At 43.4% G+C, this 16,776-nt stretch carries 17 protein-coding genes and 1 other RNA gene; 8 read left to right on the top strand and 10 right to left on the bottom strand.

Features of this window, described 5'->3' with window-relative positions; translation table 11 throughout:
• Window positions 1-41: 41 nt before the first annotated feature.
• The 4 genes from F6K53_RS13105 to F6K53_RS13090 all read left to right on the top strand — a co-directional run bounded on the left by F6K53_RS13105 (window position 42) and on the right by F6K53_RS13090 (window position 2,835).
• Window positions 42-725 carry a DUF3865 domain-containing protein gene (locus F6K53_RS13105; protein WP_293044304.1) on the top strand — a complete coding sequence of 228 codons (684 nt, stop codon included), beginning with the start codon at window positions 42-44 and terminating at the stop codon, window positions 723-725.
• Window positions 726-1,171: 446 nt separating this feature from the next.
• Window positions 1,172-2,128 (top strand): DMT family transporter, encoded by a 957-nt coding sequence (locus F6K53_RS13100; protein WP_293019279.1) that lies wholly within the window; start codon window positions 1,172-1,174, stop codon window positions 2,126-2,128.
• A 138-nt stretch (window positions 2,129-2,266) separates the two neighbouring features.
• Complete coding sequence (locus tag F6K53_RS13095; protein ID WP_293019280.1) at window positions 2,267-2,584, top strand: hypothetical protein; 318 nt, start codon at window positions 2,267-2,269, stop codon at window positions 2,582-2,584.
• Between the two features lie 104 nt (window positions 2,585-2,688).
• Window positions 2,689-2,835: a hypothetical protein gene (locus F6K53_RS13090; protein ID WP_293069794.1), complete on the top strand. Its 147-nt coding sequence runs from the start codon at window positions 2,689-2,691 to the stop codon at window positions 2,833-2,835.
• Here F6K53_RS13090 and F6K53_RS13085 read toward each other — a convergent pair.
• The 3 genes from F6K53_RS13085 to F6K53_RS13075 form a co-directional block, all read right to left on the bottom strand.
• Window positions 2,822-3,673 carry an MBL fold metallo-hydrolase gene (locus F6K53_RS13085; RefSeq protein ID WP_293069795.1) on the bottom strand — a complete coding sequence of 284 codons (852 nt, stop codon included), beginning with the start codon at window positions 3,671-3,673 and terminating at the stop codon, window positions 2,822-2,824. The genes F6K53_RS13090 and F6K53_RS13085 overlap by 14 nt on opposite strands.
• Before the next feature lie 7 nt (window positions 3,674-3,680).
• Entirely contained in the window at window positions 3,681-4,775 is a 1,095-nt protein-coding gene (gene aroC, locus F6K53_RS13080) for a chorismate synthase (RefSeq protein WP_293052914.1), read from the bottom strand.
• Window positions 4,776-4,968: 193 nt separating this feature from the next.
• Window positions 4,969-5,844, bottom strand: coding sequence for a shikimate dehydrogenase (locus F6K53_RS13075; protein ID WP_293069797.1), 876 nt, complete (start codon window positions 5,842-5,844; stop codon window positions 4,969-4,971).
• A 298-nt stretch (window positions 5,845-6,142) separates the two neighbouring features.
• Here F6K53_RS13075 and F6K53_RS13070 point away from each other — a divergent pair, with 298 nt between their 5' ends.
• From F6K53_RS13070 to F6K53_RS13055, 4 genes are all read left to right on the top strand, one after another.
• Window positions 6,143-7,624: a protein kinase gene (locus F6K53_RS13070; RefSeq protein ID WP_293069799.1), complete on the top strand. Its 1,482-nt coding sequence runs from the start codon at window positions 6,143-6,145 to the stop codon at window positions 7,622-7,624.
• Window positions 7,625-7,739: 115 nt separating this feature from the next.
• A complete protein-coding gene (locus tag F6K53_RS13065; RefSeq protein ID WP_293069801.1) occupies window positions 7,740-7,913 on the top strand; it encodes a hypothetical protein in 174 nt (57 codons plus the stop codon).
• A gap of 33 nt (window positions 7,914-7,946) precedes the next feature.
• Window positions 7,947-8,102, top strand: coding sequence for a hypothetical protein (locus tag F6K53_RS13060; RefSeq protein ID WP_293069803.1), 156 nt, complete (start codon window positions 7,947-7,949; stop codon window positions 8,100-8,102).
• A gap of 312 nt (window positions 8,103-8,414) precedes the next feature.
• Window positions 8,415-9,086 (top strand): hypothetical protein, encoded by a 672-nt coding sequence (locus F6K53_RS13055; RefSeq protein WP_293069805.1) that lies wholly within the window; start codon window positions 8,415-8,417, stop codon window positions 9,084-9,086.
• A 231-nt stretch (window positions 9,087-9,317) separates the two neighbouring features.
• Here the strand turns inward: F6K53_RS13055 and ffs are convergent.
• The 7 genes from ffs to F6K53_RS13020 form a co-directional block, all read right to left on the bottom strand.
• Window positions 9,318-9,414: signal recognition particle sRNA small type (gene ffs / locus F6K53_RS13050), an RNA gene on the bottom strand.
• A gap of 55 nt (window positions 9,415-9,469) precedes the next feature.
• Complete coding sequence (locus F6K53_RS13045) at window positions 9,470-9,922, bottom strand: hypothetical protein (RefSeq protein WP_075903342.1); 453 nt, start codon at window positions 9,920-9,922, stop codon at window positions 9,470-9,472.
• An 884-nt stretch (window positions 9,923-10,806) separates the two neighbouring features.
• Complete coding sequence (ilvB, locus tag F6K53_RS13040) at window positions 10,807-12,666, bottom strand: biosynthetic-type acetolactate synthase large subunit (RefSeq protein WP_293081030.1); 1,860 nt, start codon at window positions 12,664-12,666, stop codon at window positions 10,807-10,809.
• 374 nt (window positions 12,667-13,040) lie between these two features.
• A complete protein-coding gene (locus tag F6K53_RS13035) occupies window positions 13,041-13,196 on the bottom strand; it encodes a hypothetical protein (RefSeq protein ID WP_293081027.1) in 156 nt (51 codons plus the stop codon).
• A 176-nt stretch (window positions 13,197-13,372) separates the two neighbouring features.
• Window positions 13,373-13,774 carry an STAS/SEC14 domain-containing protein gene (locus tag F6K53_RS13030; protein WP_293019301.1) on the bottom strand — a complete coding sequence of 134 codons (402 nt, stop codon included), beginning with the start codon at window positions 13,772-13,774 and terminating at the stop codon, window positions 13,373-13,375.
• Between the two features lie 228 nt (window positions 13,775-14,002).
• On the bottom strand, window positions 14,003-15,637 hold the full coding sequence (locus tag F6K53_RS13025) for an ABC transporter permease (protein ID WP_293081024.1): 1,635 nt from the start codon (window positions 15,635-15,637) through the stop codon (window positions 14,003-14,005).
• A 52-nt stretch (window positions 15,638-15,689) separates the two neighbouring features.
• Window positions 15,690-16,640, bottom strand: coding sequence for an ABC transporter ATP-binding protein (locus F6K53_RS13020; RefSeq protein WP_293081021.1), 951 nt, complete (start codon window positions 16,638-16,640; stop codon window positions 15,690-15,692).
• Between the last annotated feature and the right edge of the window lie 136 nt (window positions 16,641-16,776).

The following is a 16,776-nucleotide window of genomic DNA, read 5'->3' as shown; positions in this document are numbered from 1 at the left end:
TTGTGGTATTCTAATCAAGGCAATCGGATTAAATTACAGTAATGCTTAATACAGATTTACTTGATCAAGAAGTTCAGTCACTTTTTCAAAGGATACGGACTAACTTAACTTTACCTGAGTGTCCTCCCGAAAGGTTAGAATACTATATCAAAGAGCATAGTGGATTTTCCCGGCACAATCCTATGCTCCTGTCTGTAGCTTCTGAGAATTCTCAATCTGCTCCTGCCATATCTGTGGAATTACAGCGAAACTCTGATGAAGAAAGTGGAGCTTCTGGTGAAGAGTCCCATTTTGCTATCTATACCGATGGGCTTCGAGAGTCATTCCAATTTAAGGTGGATGAGTATGTGCTCTCAGTAGAAACTAAGGGTTTCCTGGAAACTATGCTTGACCTTTGTAAGTCAGGCTCTGCGAGTAAAATCTGTGGTGTTTTTTATGCAACTGAGGCAGGTGCTATTCCAGAGTTAGAGCTAGTTCGCAATCTAACCGATTTGTACTCAACGTCTCAGGAGAACTGTCAACCCTCAGAAAAATTGACATACTTCTTCGATCTTCATCTCAATGGAGTAGAACAGGAACATAAAGATGGTCTGGGTACCTTTATTAACCACTACGAACAACATAGTTTAAACTTAAGTGAAATCCATGAGGGTTTCTCTGATTCTATAGCAGCAATGGATACCTGGTGGAATAATCTAAAACAGGCAGTTATAGCTAACAATTAATTAATCAATTAATTCAAGAGTATCGACTGATTGTCCTATTTTAAAATAGGGAATTCCACTCGCAAGTCGTTTCCATCGTTATCAGGCAAAGCCTCCGATCAGACACTTCTAGGTAGAGCCTAAAAACGAGAGTTAAGTTATGGATAAAGCATAGAATAGGTGATTATTCTATGCTACATAAACTGTTATGGATTTAAACTATAGCTAATAAGGTATTTGGTGCAGGCGTTAATCATCGCAGATAAATAAATAACCCCAGAAAAAGAAGTTATCTCTTTTGATTATAATTTTTGCCTAATTTTAGGCATTGAGATGTACCCGGAAACAGTGGCGTTTCCTTACAGTAGTTAGCTTCCTTAGAAGCTATCACCCACTACCCACTACCCACTACCCACTAGCAAAGACACTATTAATTATGGGTAATTTAATGGACATAATATAACTACATGACAGATCAGTTCGAGTCAACAGAAGAGCAGTTTTCCCAAACCCTAATGATCATGGCGATCGCTGCTTTATTTTTCGCTTTAATATTTCTATCTTCAACACCAATCTTCATCCGATTCAGTGAGCGTGAAATCTCTGCGAGCGCTACAGCATTTAATCGCTTCTGGATTAGTACCACACTCTTGGGTCTGTGGAAAGGACTCCAAGGGTTACGCTGCCGAATTTCTCTTGATAAACCGATAACACAAGATTATTTGCCTGACTCAGGTTGGGTGTGGGGCGGATTGCTAGGAGTCGGGATTTTTTTCTCTGCTGACATCATCATCTGGGCTTGGTCATTAACTCAAACCAGCGTCGCCAACGCAACTCTACTGGCTAATCTCACGCCAGTGTTTACCATTTTAGGGGGATGGCTGGTATGGAAAAGAGGCTTTGAAAGCAAATTCCTGATGGGAATGAGCCTCGCCATGGCAGGAGCGATCGCAATTGGACTAGAAGACTGGCAAATCACCACTGGCAAAGTAGAGGGGGATATTGCTGCCATACTGGCTTCAATCACTTTTGCTGTCTATCTATTGATTCTCGAAAGACTCCAAACCAGGCTTAAAGCAACCACCATCTTGTTTTGGAGTTCTGCGATCGCTACCGTGTTTAGCCTACCTATCGCCCTACTGAGTGGAGATAACCTGTTTCCCTATTCCTGGCAGGGATGGAGTGCTATTCTTTGCTTTGCTTTAGTCTGTCAGATCTTGGGTCAATGGCTGCTGGTATATAGCCTCGATCACTTTTCCTCAGGATTTGTTGCTGTTTTTTTGTTATTAGAACCGGTCCTAGCAGCTATCGGTGCCTGGATACTCTTCTACGAACAATTGAGTCTTTTTAACTGGATTGCTTTTGGAGTTGTTTTGGGTGGCATCTATTTGGCACTATCTAGTGAATACAAATCACCTACTTAGTGAAGGTTCAACAGTGAAAATTGACAGAGAGTTAAGATAGCATAAATAAAACAAAAAAAATGTTTATTATGATCAACAACTTTCCACCAAATTACTATAATATTTTACTCGGAAATTAACTGTCACGAGTACTCAAGCATGGTAGACAAAAAAAAGCTCCTGGAAGACACCATGACTTTATTACTGTCAGTAACCCCAGATACATCTTTGGGTAAACTGTTAAACCTTTGTTTAGCAGCTAAGGCAGATCCGAGTATCAGCAAAAGTGCCCGTGAATTTGCTGTAGAACTTCTCGAAGATCCTAGCAACATTTACTCTTGGACCATGGATGTCATTGGGAGCGATGCCAACTATACCGATGCAGAGTGGGAAGCTTTGAACGATATGAAACTGGATGATACTGAAGCCTTTGTAGCAGACTTCCAGTCGGAGTTGGAAAGTCTGGACTTGGATTGAGATCACAGGGTATCGACGCAGGGTGAAGGGTTAAGAATTTAGGTGGGGAGAGGTCTAATCATCAATAATAATGTTGACTATAAACATATTATCAACACTCAACCTTGGCTTTTCGGCCACGCTACCGAAACAACCTACCCTTCACCGAAGGCCAAAGGCGAAAAACCTTCAACCTTCAACCTTCAACCTTCAACCTTCAACCTTCAACCTTCAACCTTCAACCTACACCCTTCACCATTACTTTACCCTAACAATCATCCCTTCTTTGACTATAAACGCGCGATCAAACACTTCTTTGACTTCCACTGCTAGGTTGTCGAGAAAATCATCACAGTGATTGGGTTCGTGGTGGAAGATAGCCAGTTTCTTAACACCAGCAGCTTCTGCGAGCTTCACCCCTTCCTGCCAGGTGGAATGTCCCCAACTTACTTTGGGAGATTTGGGGTTGTGGTATTCTTCATCGGTATACATAGCATCGTAGATTAACATATCAGCATCACGGGCTAGATACACCACATTTTGATCAAGGCGGTCGGGAAAATGTTCTGTATCGGTGCAGTAGCACACGGAATGCCCTTGCCAGCTTACGCGATAGCCTATAGCACCATTAGGATGATTTAAAGGAGCAGTTTCTATGGTAATATCTTTTATGGTGATAGTGTTATGACCTGCTTCTAAGTCATAGAACTTCAAATCTGCCTTGACTTTGTTAGTAGGAACTGGAGCATTCAAGTGTAAGACCCGCTCCTTGAAGTGTTTCTCCATGCACTCCCCGGGGGGAGCTGCGCCATAAATATGTAAAATGTTCCCTTCCACAAAGACTGGAATGAAAAATGGCACGCCTTGAATATGATCCCAGTGGTAGTGAGTAAAAAACCAATAAGCTTCAATGGGTAACTGCTGCTTAAGGCTTTTTCCCAGCAACCGCAAGCCAGTACCACCATCGAAAATCAGGCGTAACCCAGCCACTTGCATCTCTACACAAGACGTATTGCCGCCATATTGAATTGTGTCCTGTCCAGGGCTAGGTATACTGCCTCGGACTCCCCAAAATTTAACCGAAAACTCGGAGGAAGTGCTTATCTTCATTGGTAAGTTAATGCTTCAAAGTACCGCACTGACCCTGATGACGCAACAGGTGATCGCACAATACCAAAGCAACCATTGCTTCTACCATAGGTACGGCCCTGGGTAAAACACAAGGGTCGTGACGTCCTTTAGCAGCTAGAATGGTTTCTTCACCAGTAGTGGTGACAGTACGTTGTTCTTTGCGGATGGTAGCAGTGGGTTTAAACGCTACTCTAATAATAATAGTCTCGCCATTACTAATGCCACCTTGAATGCCACCGGAGCGATTTGTAACAGTGCGCACTGCACCGGTTTCGTCTGTGTAAAATTCATCATTATGCTCACTGCCGGTAAGTAGAGTGCCCCCAAAGCCAGAGCCAATCTCGAAACCTTTACTAGCTGGTAGGGACATCACCCCTTTGGCTAAATCCGCTTCTAGCTTATCAAAGACTGGCTCTCCCAAGCCTTTGGGTATATGGCGAGCCACACATTCTACTACACCCCCAACGGAATCACCGCTACGTCCAGTTTCTTCAATCAGTTCAATCATCCGTTCAGCACATTCTGAATCAGGGCAACGAACAATATTACTTTCTACCTGGTCTTGAGTAACGGTGTTGGAGTCTACGATACCTTCTAAGGTTTTGATACGCTTGACGTAGCCAATGATTTCTACACCAGCAGCTTGCTGGAGAATTTTTTTTGCGATCGCACCCGCTGCCACTCGCCCGATGGTTTCCCGGGCTGAAGAACGTCCTCCCCCCTGCCAGTTCCGAATGCCATACTTAGCATCATAGGTAGCATCAGCATGGGAAGGCCGATACGTCTTTTGCATCTCGCTATAGTCTTGGGGCCTAGTGTCTTTATTGCGCACCATAATCATAATTGGTGTGCCTAGGGTTTTGCCCTGAAATACTCCTGAAACAATTTCACAAGTATCAGTTTCTTTACGAGGAGTAGTAATCTTACTCTGACCCGGACGCCTGCGGTCTAAATCTACCTGAATTTCTGCCGCAGAAATTTCCAATCGCGGTGGACAGCCATCAATGACTACCCCAACCCCACCCCCGTGGGATTCTCCGAATGTAGTGATTCGAAACAGATGTCCAAAGGTATTGCCCATAGTTCGTGCTTTAGTAGTGTTCTAATCGTAGTACTTAGTTATTTTATGAAACCACGACTTGCTATCCCTTTAGCCTACTCGAGTCCATTCCCATCCCCTGTCGGTTTGAACACTGCCCAAACCTCAGATCACCTCCGTTTCTTTCCCTGATCCGACCTTCTCTATTCCCTACCTGCAGCGCTATAAATTTTAACTAACTTTTCAACAATCCCAATTTTTCCTGGAGAGCGTGACGCATAATATCCACTGGTGGAGTTTGTCCTAACCAAATTTTGAAAGCTGCTGCTCCCTGTTGCACCAGCATTTCCAATCCATCAATAGCGTACGCGCCCTGTTCCTTGGCTTGTCTTAAAAACTGAGTGGGATTAGGAGTATAAATCAAGTCATAAGCGATCGCATTTTCTGGCAACCTAGCCATGGTTACCTGATCCACAGGAGACTGCTCGACCTTGGGATACATTCCCACAGGAGTAGCATTAACTAACAAATTGGCTTGAGCCAGGAGTTCCGGTAGTTGTTGCCAAGGATGAGTATGAATAGTAATAGCAAGGTCAGAATTAATCCAGCTTTGCTTAAATTGACCTAACTTGTCCTGATTGCGGCCAAGCACATGAATCTCAGTACAACCGAGTTCAGCACAACCTACTACTACGGCTCGTGCAGCACCACCACATCCCAAAATGACTACAGTAGTTTGACTCCAATCCCGGTTATACCCTTGCAACGGGGTGATAAATCCTTCGATATCGGTATTCGTACCAATCCAACCGATATCGGTGCGATAAACAGTATTCACTGCTCCCACCCCTTGAGCCACTGTTGAAATTTCCGACAACAAGGGGATGATACTCTGCTTGTGGGGAATGGTGATACTGAAGCCCACTAGACCAATCGCCTCAAAACCAGCGATCGCATTTTTCAAATCTGCTGATTTTACCGGTAAGGGTAGGTAGACATAATCCACATCCAAAGATGCGATCGCTCGGTTATGCATCAGTGGTGATAAAGAATGTTCCACTGGATCACCAATCACACCCAGTAACTTTGTTGTTCCTGTTATTTGCACCATCACCCACGTTCTACGCACATAACTTTATAATTTTAAGCCTGAAATAGTTAATAATTGCGACCTTAATATTTCTTATTAACTATTTTTGATTAAGATTGCTGCCTTCGGTTGACAATTCGTTTACAATTCACCATCAACCGTCCACAATACTTACCCCAAGCATCACATTTGAATGAACTCTCATTTTTCTGATGGTGGCTAAAATAGATCATATCGAGCCAATTCTAGTGCCAATTATAATACTAATTAACTAGGCAGCAACGGCATGAACCCAACTGGTATTCAAAAGAGTGGAGCCATGAATTCAATCATTTGTATGAAATGTGAGCAAATCAATCCCAGTCGGGCAAGTTTTTGCTCTCGTTGTGGTGCCTCTCTACTCCCTCCCAGTAGCAGTCTCTTAGACACTAATCTAGACAATAGTAATCTAGACAATAGTAATCTAGACAATAGTAATCTAGACAATAAATTAGAGACTGGAAGCCGATTACGCGATCGCTACATAATTCAGCGCACCTTAGGACAAGGGGGATTTGGCAAAACCTACCTCGCCAAAGACACTGGACGCTTTAATGAACTAGTAACCCTAAAAGAGCTGACTCCAAGAAACCAGGGCACCCAACCCATTGAAAAAGCCGAAGAACTATTTCAACGGGAAGCAACCATGCTGCACAAGCTTTCATCCCCCCAAATTCCGAGATTCTGGGAATTTTTTCGGGATGGCAAACGGTTGTTTCTCGTCCAAGACTACATTGAAGGAAAAACCTATCAAACCTTACTCGAAGAACGAGTAAGCAAAGGGGAACGGTTCAGCGAAACCGAAATTCTCCAACTGTTTCAGCAATTGCTCCCGGTCTTAAGCTACCTACACCAATTAGGCATAATTCACCGAGATATTGCTCCGGACAATATTATCCGTCGTGCTTCCGATGGACTACCAGTATTAATTGACTTGGGTGGTGTCAAACAAATTGCCCTAGAAGTCAATACCCCCGTAACCAGTGGGCAAAACTCCGCCATCTACGCTGGTGGGACTTGCTTAGGTAAAGTTGGCTATGCACCTGATGAACAGCTACGCTTAGGGATTGCTGCTCCCCATAGTGACCTGTATGCTTTGGGAGTAACAGCACTAGTACTAATGACTGGTAAACAGCCCCAGGAACTGGTTGACCCTTATACCCTTAGCTGGCGAACTGAAGAAGAAGTAACTTTATCTCCAGATTTTAATACTATCCTATCTCGTTTGCTAGCATCCCAACCCTCTGAGCGATTCCAATCTGCTGAACAGGTTCTAGACCTAATCCAAACCGATGATTCTGATGATTCTAAGGTTAGAGAAACAGAAATCAAGGGTACTGTGGCTGTAACTCCCCAGTCTAAATCCTACCCACCACCTACTCCCATCAATAATTCCGGTTGCAAGCAAGTGTTTGACGAATCTGTTCCAGTGCCAGCAGAGATTCAAGGCTGGAACTGGGGTGCCTTTTGTCTACCAGGTTTGTGGTGTGTCACCAATCAAGTTTGGATTGGACTGATTGCCTGGACCGATCTATCCTTAGTGACTGGATTTTTGGCTTGGCCAGTGATGGGGATTATTTTGGGCATCAAGGGCAATGAGTGGGCATGGAAAAGTCGCCGTTGGAAGAGTATCAAAACCTTTAAGCGCCATCAACGGGGTTGGGCGATCACATCTTTCATCATTATTGGTATGATAGTTACCCTACTATTGTTGTTATTTTTAGTATTCTTTATTGGGATAACCTCCCTAGTGCCGTGGTGAATCACCGATTGCTCAACTGTAGCATCCGTGTGTTCAGTGCGTTGCATGCTAGTTTCAGGTTAAACCCAGGGCATTGCTATTACTACCTACCATCACTATCTAAAGGAGAAGAAAAATGACTAGCTTTCCTGCCTGGACTCAAATAATTGTCGCCATGTCAGAATCACAAGTTTTTTACACAGAAGAAGCAACAGGCTATGACAGCATCAGCTTGATTTTACCTGGAAAGCCCTTCGATCTAACCCTTTCCTTAGACACCTATGAAGACGCGATCGAGATAATTTTTTAAATTTATCCAGACCAAAATGCTTACCGATTAAATATGCGTAACAAGCAGGAAGGAGTAGACCTCCAACAGAAAAGTACTGAAGAAAATTTAGATTTAACTGGATTAGACGCACGGCAAATTGGAACCTACAGTGAATTTTGCCGACATTTAGAGGAATTGTATGGAGTAGCTCAAGAAGTAGGTTGGTAATCGTAAGCGATCAGCTTTTGAAGAAAGAGCTAAGCATTGGTTAATGTCACAGGCTAGAAGCCTGTGCCACAAATCTGTTCCCGTAGCGTAGCCATAGGCCAAGGACTTTTATCAATACTTTCACTTATCATTAATCTATCAATATTAAATTCTCCCGGGTTTATTTTAATCTGACCGCTGAACGCTGACTGCTGTTCGCGCACCGTGCGCGTAGCGCATATGCTTTGCTAACTAATTACCAGGTTTTACAGCTTGTCTTTTGATATTTTAAATGACATGATATACACTACCATGGGCAATTTAGCAAAGTCCATGGTTAAAACAACAACTGTCGATCGGATGAGCAAGACCTTATTCACTTACCGACCCAAAGAAATCCCACTCAGCCCTCAGCACTTAGCACTATTTTCAGCACTTAGAACTATTTTAAGATTAGCATCAGCCAGTTTGCTAACTATCAGCTTACTAGGTAGTGGTTGTGGAATGGCTAGCCATGAAGATCTAGATTCTGAACAGACCCATGCTCAGGTCCATGGTGATAAAACTGAAACCGGTAATCACCATAGTAAAGACATGGAGCATAATCACCATAATCACAAAGTCGGCAGCAGTAGTCACCATGGTGAAGATATGGGTCATCATCATGGCACAATGGAAATCCCTTCTGGTCAACCTGTTCCAGATGTTGACATAGTGGTGTCTCCAGATCCGATGATAGGATGGAATTTAGAAATAAAGGTTTCTAACTTCCAATTTTCTCCCAAGAATGCTAGCAAAGCCCATCAACCAGGAGAAGGACATGGCCATCTATTCATCAATGGCAAAAAAATTACCAGGATTTACAGCAATTGGTATTATATTGGCAAGCTTGAACCTGGTAGAAATGAAATCACGGTTACCTTAAATTCCAACAACCATCAGGATTTAGTTCATAATGGTGAATTGATTTCAGATACTGAAATTATCGAGCTTACCTCAAATTAGGCTAACTATAGGGTGATGATTGATGGGGGAAGCTAACACATCACTGGAAACTTCGGATCATTAGTAAACAGGGATGTATCGCTTTTTAGTAGTGTTTTCTTTCACTACTGTTTCCGCCAATTTTTCTTCCCTTGTCTGAAGTTACGCCGCCCGCCCGAAGTAACTAGATCTGAAGTTACTGATAACTGGAGGGATGTCTATTGTGTTATGGCTATGTGTTGTGGCTACGAGGATGACCCGGAGTCCACGCCTATCGTAAGCATCCCGTATTGCTGCTACCTTCCGGTCCTGACAAGGTTTGGGCGTTGCGATCGCGTCGATCCGAGCCACTTATTATAATAGCATCAATTTGGCAAAATGGGAAGGAAGATCTCAGTTTTGATCTATTTCGCGAATATCCCCACCCCGTAATAGCATGAAGAGCTTACACAGTGGGGCATACCGACTTTAACCATAAATTTCCCACTGCCGCGAGGGGTAACTTGAACAATCGGATATTGACCATAGTCAGTATCATAGTCAACGGTTTGGCCATTGTTATCATACAGACCTAGGTCAATATCGAGACAAGCATCATCACAAAAACTTACTAAGGTATAAGATTTACCAGCTTCTAGATCCAGGGTAAATGCATCGACTTGGTTCCGGGAAAGTCTATTTACTACCGGTCGATGAGTTGGCATATAATCGCGGTCTCTTAAATACTGTGCTGCTGCGATTAATTTATTTTCAACTTGCCCCTGACGAGGAGAGCTAGCCAAACCAGCAGTGGGGGTGAATAGTAAGCTACTAGCTAGGAGAGCTAGGCCATTCCGAACTATCTTAGTATTAATCATATATAATAGCAATAAGCGTTTGATTTAATGTTGACTTAAGAGTGATTTTTAGTTATTCCAATTCTCAGCAATGCCTGCAACCAATAAATCTTACCTTTTGGTAATTGATAATTGGAGTAGGATTACCGATGGCTCGAACAATCTTATGTTGCAGGCTTAAAAAGCCTTCTAGCATAACAATCTAGTAATCTTAGTGTCACTCATGGTTGATTAGTGCTTGTTGTGCCAATCCAAAATCACCAATAATGTAGAGGCGCACACACAGCATTTTCAAACGAGTAGCAGATTCTTGGGTAGTCAATAGGATTCACTATTAACAGTTATAGCAGTCGCCAGGGCAGGCGCGGACATGACAAAAGTCTCAAACCTAAGTAAGCGCAAGAGTTTGACTTCTGACTTCTGACTTCTGACTTCTGACTTCTGCTATATCACTAGAATCTTGATTACTGACTAGCTCCTCTAGGTGGCTTATGTTATGATTATCGGAGACTAATGTATGGGATAACGTATACTAATGTATAACTTATGTATGATTACCCTCAAGGATTATCAATCTGGCAGGTAATTAAAAATTAGCTATTAGCCATTCCAGAAGCTGATAGCTGATAGCACCTCAAGTAGCACCATCTGTAGCGCATTAGCTGATAGCTGAGGAATAAGTACTATTAAACTGACGATACTTACCAAAAAAAATACTCCGCTGGTGAGCGAAGTAAGTAAGTTTAAAGGAGCAATGATAAGCTTTGCTGAACTAAGGAATGATATGAATTAGACTTGGGTAGTTAGCAAATAGTGAATTACCAATTATCCATTACTATTATCTATTACCCATTACCCTAAATCATGCCATTAATCAGCAATGTCAAATCCTTAGGTACACAATATTAAAGCTTGGTGCCGCACTCAGGACAAAAATTGTTACTTGCTACATTCTTGGCACCACAGTTACTGCAATAGATTAGCTCCGTAGCATTCTTGAGTATTGGTTTTTCCGGTAAACCAATCATTTGGGCATTACTCTTACCAGGGGCTACCATTGGGTAACAATTCTCGTCTTTGGTTACATGAACATCTAACAACACAGGACCATCGTAGGCTAGCATTTGTGCGATCGCATCCTGTAGTTGATCCCGACTGGTAACTATCATGCCCTTAACCCCGTAAGCCTGAGCCAGTTGCACAAAATCCGGCATCCCGACTTCCATATTTGACGAGGAATAACGCTGCCCATAGAACGCTTGTTGCCACTGGCGTACCATTCCCTGCCAACCGTTGTTAATAATCACGGTCTTAACATTGATGCCATATTGGGCGAGGGTACCCAGTTCCTGGATATTCATCTGAATACTGGCATCACCGGCAATACAAATCACTTGCTGATCTCGGAATGCTACCTGGACTCCCATGGCTGCTGGCATTCCATAGCCCATAGTGCCCAATCCCCCACTGGAAATCCACTGGCGCGGTCCATTATTAAGAAATTGCGCTGCCCACATTTGATGTTGACCGACATCCGTGGTGTAGTAAGCTTTAGGTGATTGACGCCCTACCTCTACAATCACTTCTTGGGGAGATAGACTATCGGGGTATTCAGGCACCTGCAAGGGATATTCCTGACGCCAACGGTTAATCCGTGCTAGCCACTCCTGGGTTTGATTAGGTTCTGCTGAGATATTCATTTCCTGGTAACGGCGCAACATATCTTGCAAAACCCGGCGCACATCCCCTACTATTGGCACTTGGGGATAGCGGTTTTTCCCAACCTCAGCCGGATCAATGTCGATGTGAATGACTTGAGCGTGAGAGGCAAACTGATCCAGTTTCCCGGTCACCCGGTCATCAAATCGCGCTCCTACAGCAATCAGTAAGTCACACTCACTAACAGCAAAGTTAGCATAGGCAGTGCCATGCATCCCCAGCATTTTTAGCGATAGGGGATGGGATTCGTCAAATGCTCCCTTGCCCATCAACGTGGTAGTTACCGGAATTTGGAAGATTTCTGCCAGTTGGCGCAGTTCATCATGGGCACCAGCAGCAATGGTTCCGCCACCAACGTAAAGCAGGGGTCGTCGTGCTTGCCGAATTAAATTTAGGGCTTGGTTAATTTGGCGGGGATTGCCCTTTAGTGTTGGACGATAGCCCACCAACTTGAGTTGATTAGCTTCCACCGGTACATAGTCACATTCCTCTAAACCCACGTCTTTGGGTACGTCAATCAGGACTGGCCCAGGACGTCCGGTGCTAGCGATATGGAAGGCTTCGGCAACAATCTGCGCCATATCAGCAGGGTTACGCACCACATAAGAGTGTTTTACAACCGGCAAGGTAATCCCAAAGATATCGGTTTCCTGGAAGGCATCAGAACCAATAGCAGCACGGGCGACTTGACCGGTTACACAAATTAGGGGAATTGAGTCCATGTGAGCAGTAGCTATACCGGTAACTAGGTTAGTGGCTCCCGGACCAGATGTAGCAAAACAGACACCGACTTTGCCAGTAGCACGGGCATAACCATCAGCAGCGTGGGATGCTCCTTGCTCGTGTCGGACTAGGATGTGCTGTATTTTACCAGCATCTTCCCAGTGGTATAGTTCGTCATATATAGGTAGAATTGCACCACCGGGATAGCCGAAGATATGGGTCACACCGTGACGGTGGAGACTATCGATTAGAGCAAATGCTCCTGTGCGGCGAGTGGGGGTAGTTGATGAGGCTGGGGTTGTTGAGATTACTTGGGATTGCACGCTTATCACCTCTAGTGGTAGATCGGTTCCTTAGGTGCGACCTGTGGCCAATTAAATTCGCCAAGGTCAAGAACACCTATGCTGTTAAGGGTGTTAGATTGCTGATAATAGCTGAGCAGAATTTTAGAATAACTGTTAATTTTACTACAGTACGGGTTTTGTATTTCAGTTTACTCTTAATATATGGAACTGTCCAGACAACTTGGCAGGATTTTTCCTTTGAGCACTCTGGGTCTATTTATCAGCTAGAAGCCTAAGATAAATAAATCAACTTTTTACTATATACGAGGGTTAACTATAAGTAGTTATGCTTTAGGAAAAATTTATAATTTATGGTATTATTTTTTTTTAGTGCTAAATAATTCCAACTGGCATCAAGTTTCAAATTTATATTTGAGGGAATAGGGAATAGGGAATAGGGAATAGGGAATAGGGAATAGGGAATAGGGAATAGGGAATAGGGAATAGGGAATAGGGAATAGGGAATAGGGAATAGGGAATAGTAATACTATTTGAGGAGTTAAATACAATTGAAATTAATTTTATTTTTTTTCTGGTAATATATTTCAATATAAAATAAGTTAAATATGATAGTTTAAACACTAAAAAACACAACTAAAACCAACATTTATTTAAAATTGCCTCTTGTTTATTGCATTATTTAAATATTTGTTGAGTATAATAAAACCAGAATATCGTTGATTTATCAGACATTGCCAGGGAAATGAATATCCAAATCTGCCATCAGGGTGCTTAAGGATATTTGGCGCAAACGAGCTAATTCTGCCATGGCTTCGACACGTTTAGCTTCGATGGTTTCCACTTGATCACTTAAAGCCAAAAGTTCCCTATACTGACCAGGTGTCAGCATCTCCATTCTTCGTTTTTCAATCAGTTCATCGTAACGGTTTTGAATTTCTGGTGGTACACCTTGATTAATAGTTATTAGCAACCTAGCCTGATCTGAAGAAAGACTGGGGGCTTTCCGTTGTGCCTGGAGGGATATGATGTATGCTCCAACTTTCTCCAGTTCAGATAAACTGAGTTGTTCAACAGCTCTCAGTAACTGCTCGTAGGAGAGCTGAGCTTCAACTTTAAGATTTACCATTGGTTGTTGTCGATTTTAGCGCTAATTAAATTATAAAAAATTAAATTATAAAAAAATAGGAGCGAAGCATTGGGATAATGCTAAACACTCCAAGCTAGATTTTATGTTTAAATGTTTCGCGATAATTAGGATAAAAAACCCTTTTATAATCCAGTCCTTGATTAGGGTAGGAAAGTTGCTCGACGCGCGACCTAAGGGTCGAAACAACCCTTAGGTAGACTAAAAAACTTAATCAGCAGTGACAGGTAATTGGGTTTTTCCAGACAGCAACGCTTTAGTTGTGGATTCTCCTGCTTGTCGCAATTGTCGTCCTAGCTGTAGGTTCAATAACGCTAGGGCTAGGGACTGACCAATGATGGCCAAGAAAACACTTCCATTAGCATAGGGCAAAATACCCCAATGAAATACCGAAAATAGCCATACAGCAGGAGTCTCATAGGTAGTCATCGACCCAATCGCAAACAGGATGGGTGGTAAGAGAATCAATCCTCCTACCGCTATTACTGCACCAGCGGCTCGCTTCTGTGTTTTCATCAACAGCATCAACTGAGCAACTGTGGCGTAAATCATGATCAGACTGCTATTGAGCAACAGTGTGAACAGGGCAGTTATCTTGTAATCATTGGCAGGCCAAAGTAATATCCACGTCAGTAACATCGCAGATGCGATCGCACAATTTATTGCCACTGCCACCACAGCCGGACTTTTGTCACCCCAGATTAAGTCAGCTATCAGCCCTCCTTTTTTGCGGAAAGTCCGATCCTGATGTCGGTAACGAGCCCAATCTTGTAAGGTTTGTCGATGGGGACTCAAGGCAGCAATCAGAGCTAAAAACAGCACCACGTTGAACAGCAGCAGCATCTCTGAATTCTCCTCCAAGCCATGGGTATAACCACGCCAGTTTTTGACTTGAGGGTTGAGGGCAAATCCTAAAATCGCTGCTTGCAAGCTAGCGGTCAGCCAGTAACTCTGTTGCTTGTTAATCACGGTAGCTTTAGGGTTATGGAAGCAACGATTTAGCCCTTGCCCAAGCCAGTAGGTCCCAACACTGTAGTTGAGGACAATAAAACCAGCCATAGTCCAGAAACTGGCACCGATCTGGATACCAAACCAGCGCAAATCTTGGAAACTACGCTCAACAGGATAAAAACTATTCGGATCAAAGGAATTAGAATCAATCAGGTACGGTAAGACAATGGTGGGATTAAACAAAGTCAGCCAGTCAGCTGGGTAATGGCTGACACCAGCGTTATCAATCACCATGGTCGTGATCCACAAGGAAGTGAGTACAGCTCCTGCACCTAACCAAGCTTGGAAACCTCCTAGAGATTTGCCAACTAAACCAAATAGTAGCGCCATACTATAGCAAAATAGGCAACTGGTACCAAGAACGATGTAAAATCCTATAAGCTCAATCAAAGGGATTTTACCGGCAATAGCTGCCCAAAAATGCAATGGTAAGGCGAAACCAATTGCTAGATAAAGCAATGCTGGTACCCCCAGTAGTTTGCCACCTAGGATGCTCCGGCTTGACTGAGGTGTCAGGCGCAGAAAGTTCAGGGTGCCACGACTTTCTTCTTTGGAGAGGTCACTGATTAGCATATAGGTGCCAACCACCAACAAACTGAATATCCCGATAAGACTCAGGCAGACAAATACATTTTGCCACCATAGAGGCCAGTTAATCTCAGCTCCCAAGCTATATGGTAGCTCAAGTCCCAAATCGATCAGCATCACCAACTGACCAATCAAGGATATTGCCACTGTAATCAGGACATTCCGCTGTTTGAAACGGCCTTTGAGTTCTCGAAACACCTGGGGATTCAATTCCCCAAGTTGGTTAACTAAATTATTAAGTGCCATATCGCTATTAGTCTCCTTTTACTCGCCATGTGATGAGGCAGCTATGATCGAGCTATGATGCTTGCTGATGACCTAATTTAAGGAAAATTGTTTCTAAGTCTTCTTGAGAGCACTGGAATTCTGTCAAGGGAATCCCAGCATTAACCAGCGATCGCAATAGCTGTGCACAATCCTCTTGACCTCCTGAAAAATGAATCCGCATCCGACCTGGTTCTGGTAATATCTCCCAGTCTTCTACAAGGGGATTATTTTTCAATTCCCCTTTAAGTACATCCAGCTGACCTAGGCTTGACAACAGAATTTGCTGGCGACCAAGACGCTGGTAAAACTCATCTAGGGGTGCGCTTTCTACCAAATACCCTAATTCCATGATGCCTACTGAACTACACAGTTGGGCTAAATCACTCAAGACATGGGAGGAAATCAGAATCGTCATCCCCGCTTCTTGGAGAACCTTAATAATTTCCCGAAACTTCATTCTAGCAATGGGGTCAAGACCAGAGACTGGCTCATCCAGCAGCAGTAAAATCGGTTCATGAATGATAGTGCGAGCCAGGCTCAGGCGCTGTTTCATCCCCCGGGAGAGGGTAGAAATCAAACTATTACGCTTGTTGGTCAATTCAATCAGTTCCAGAACATCGTATAAGCGTTGTCGGCGTTTTGAGCCTCGTAATTTATATAGACGTGCGAAGTAGTCTAGGTAGTCCCAAACCGTCAAATCTTCATAGAGGGGAAAATCATCAGGTAGATAGCCTAAACGCTGTTTTAGCCTAGGATTGCTTTGATCTCTTAGCAAACGCTGACCATTGATGTAAATCTCACCAGTGGTAGGTTCTTCCGCTGCAGCTAACATCCGGATCAGGGTGGTTTTCCCAGCACCATTCGGTCCAATTAAGCCGTAAACTTCGCCGCTTTCCACTTGCAAATCTACCTCATGCACAGCCACATGGCGGTCGAATTGCTTCGTTAGTCCACGGGTATCAATAGCCAGTTCTTTTACCATCAGAGTCTGGTTTTACCTGTTTAAATTGCCTAAGAGTAAGGTCTTTCTAAGCCAATAAAGGACAAGACCAAAGCCTCCTCTTGGTGGGCGTTACCTAGCGCTTTCAAAAAGGGCGGGGTCGCACCACAAAGGGAAA

The organism is Moorena sp. SIO4A1, from assembly GCF_010672065.1.
In the GTDB taxonomy this organism is placed as follows: Bacteria; Cyanobacteriota; Cyanobacteriia; order Cyanobacteriales; family Coleofasciculaceae; genus Moorena.
Note: the sequence above shows the minus strand (reverse complement) of the source record. Positions and strands in the feature narration are given on the sequence as shown.

Bases quoted from the DNA above. Each gene is read 5' to 3' on its own strand.
- F6K53_RS13105 (WP_293044304.1), top strand. From the start codon at position 42: ATGCTTAATACAGATTTACTTGATCAAGAAGTTCAGTCACTTTTTCAA.
- F6K53_RS13095 (WP_293019280.1), top strand. From the start codon at position 2,267: ATGGTAGACAAAAAAAAGCTCCTGGAAGACACCATGACTTTATTACTG.
- F6K53_RS13045 (WP_075903342.1), bottom strand. From the start codon at position 9,922: ATGATTAATACTAAGATAGTTCGGAATGGCCTAGCTCTCCTAGCTAGT.
- F6K53_RS13060 (WP_293069803.1), top strand. From the start codon at position 7,947: ATGCGTAACAAGCAGGAAGGAGTAGACCTCCAACAGAAAAGTACTGAA.
- F6K53_RS13085 (WP_293069795.1), bottom strand. From the start codon at position 3,673: ATGAAGATAAGCACTTCCTCCGAGTTTTCGGTTAAATTTTGGGGAGTC.
- F6K53_RS13075 (WP_293069797.1), bottom strand. From the start codon at position 5,844: ATGGTGCAAATAACAGGAACAACAAAGTTACTGGGTGTGATTGGTGAT.
- F6K53_RS13030 (WP_293019301.1), bottom strand. From the start codon at position 13,774: ATGGTAAATCTTAAAGTTGAAGCTCAGCTCTCCTACGAGCAGTTACTG.
- F6K53_RS13070 (WP_293069799.1), top strand. From the start codon at position 6,143: ATGAATTCAATCATTTGTATGAAATGTGAGCAAATCAATCCCAGTCGG.
- F6K53_RS13100 (WP_293019279.1), top strand. From the start codon at position 1,172: ATGACAGATCAGTTCGAGTCAACAGAAGAGCAGTTTTCCCAAACCCTA.
- F6K53_RS13065 (WP_293069801.1), top strand. From the start codon at position 7,740: ATGACTAGCTTTCCTGCCTGGACTCAAATAATTGTCGCCATGTCAGAA.
- F6K53_RS13025 (WP_293081024.1), bottom strand. From the start codon at position 15,637: ATGGCACTTAATAATTTAGTTAACCAACTTGGGGAATTGAATCCCCAG.
- F6K53_RS13055 (WP_293069805.1), top strand. From the start codon at position 8,415: ATGGTTAAAACAACAACTGTCGATCGGATGAGCAAGACCTTATTCACT.
- aroC (WP_293052914.1), bottom strand. From the start codon at position 4,775: ATGGGCAATACCTTTGGACATCTGTTTCGAATCACTACATTCGGAGAA.
- F6K53_RS13020 (WP_293081021.1), bottom strand. From the start codon at position 16,640: ATGGTAAAAGAACTGGCTATTGATACCCGTGGACTAACGAAGCAATTC.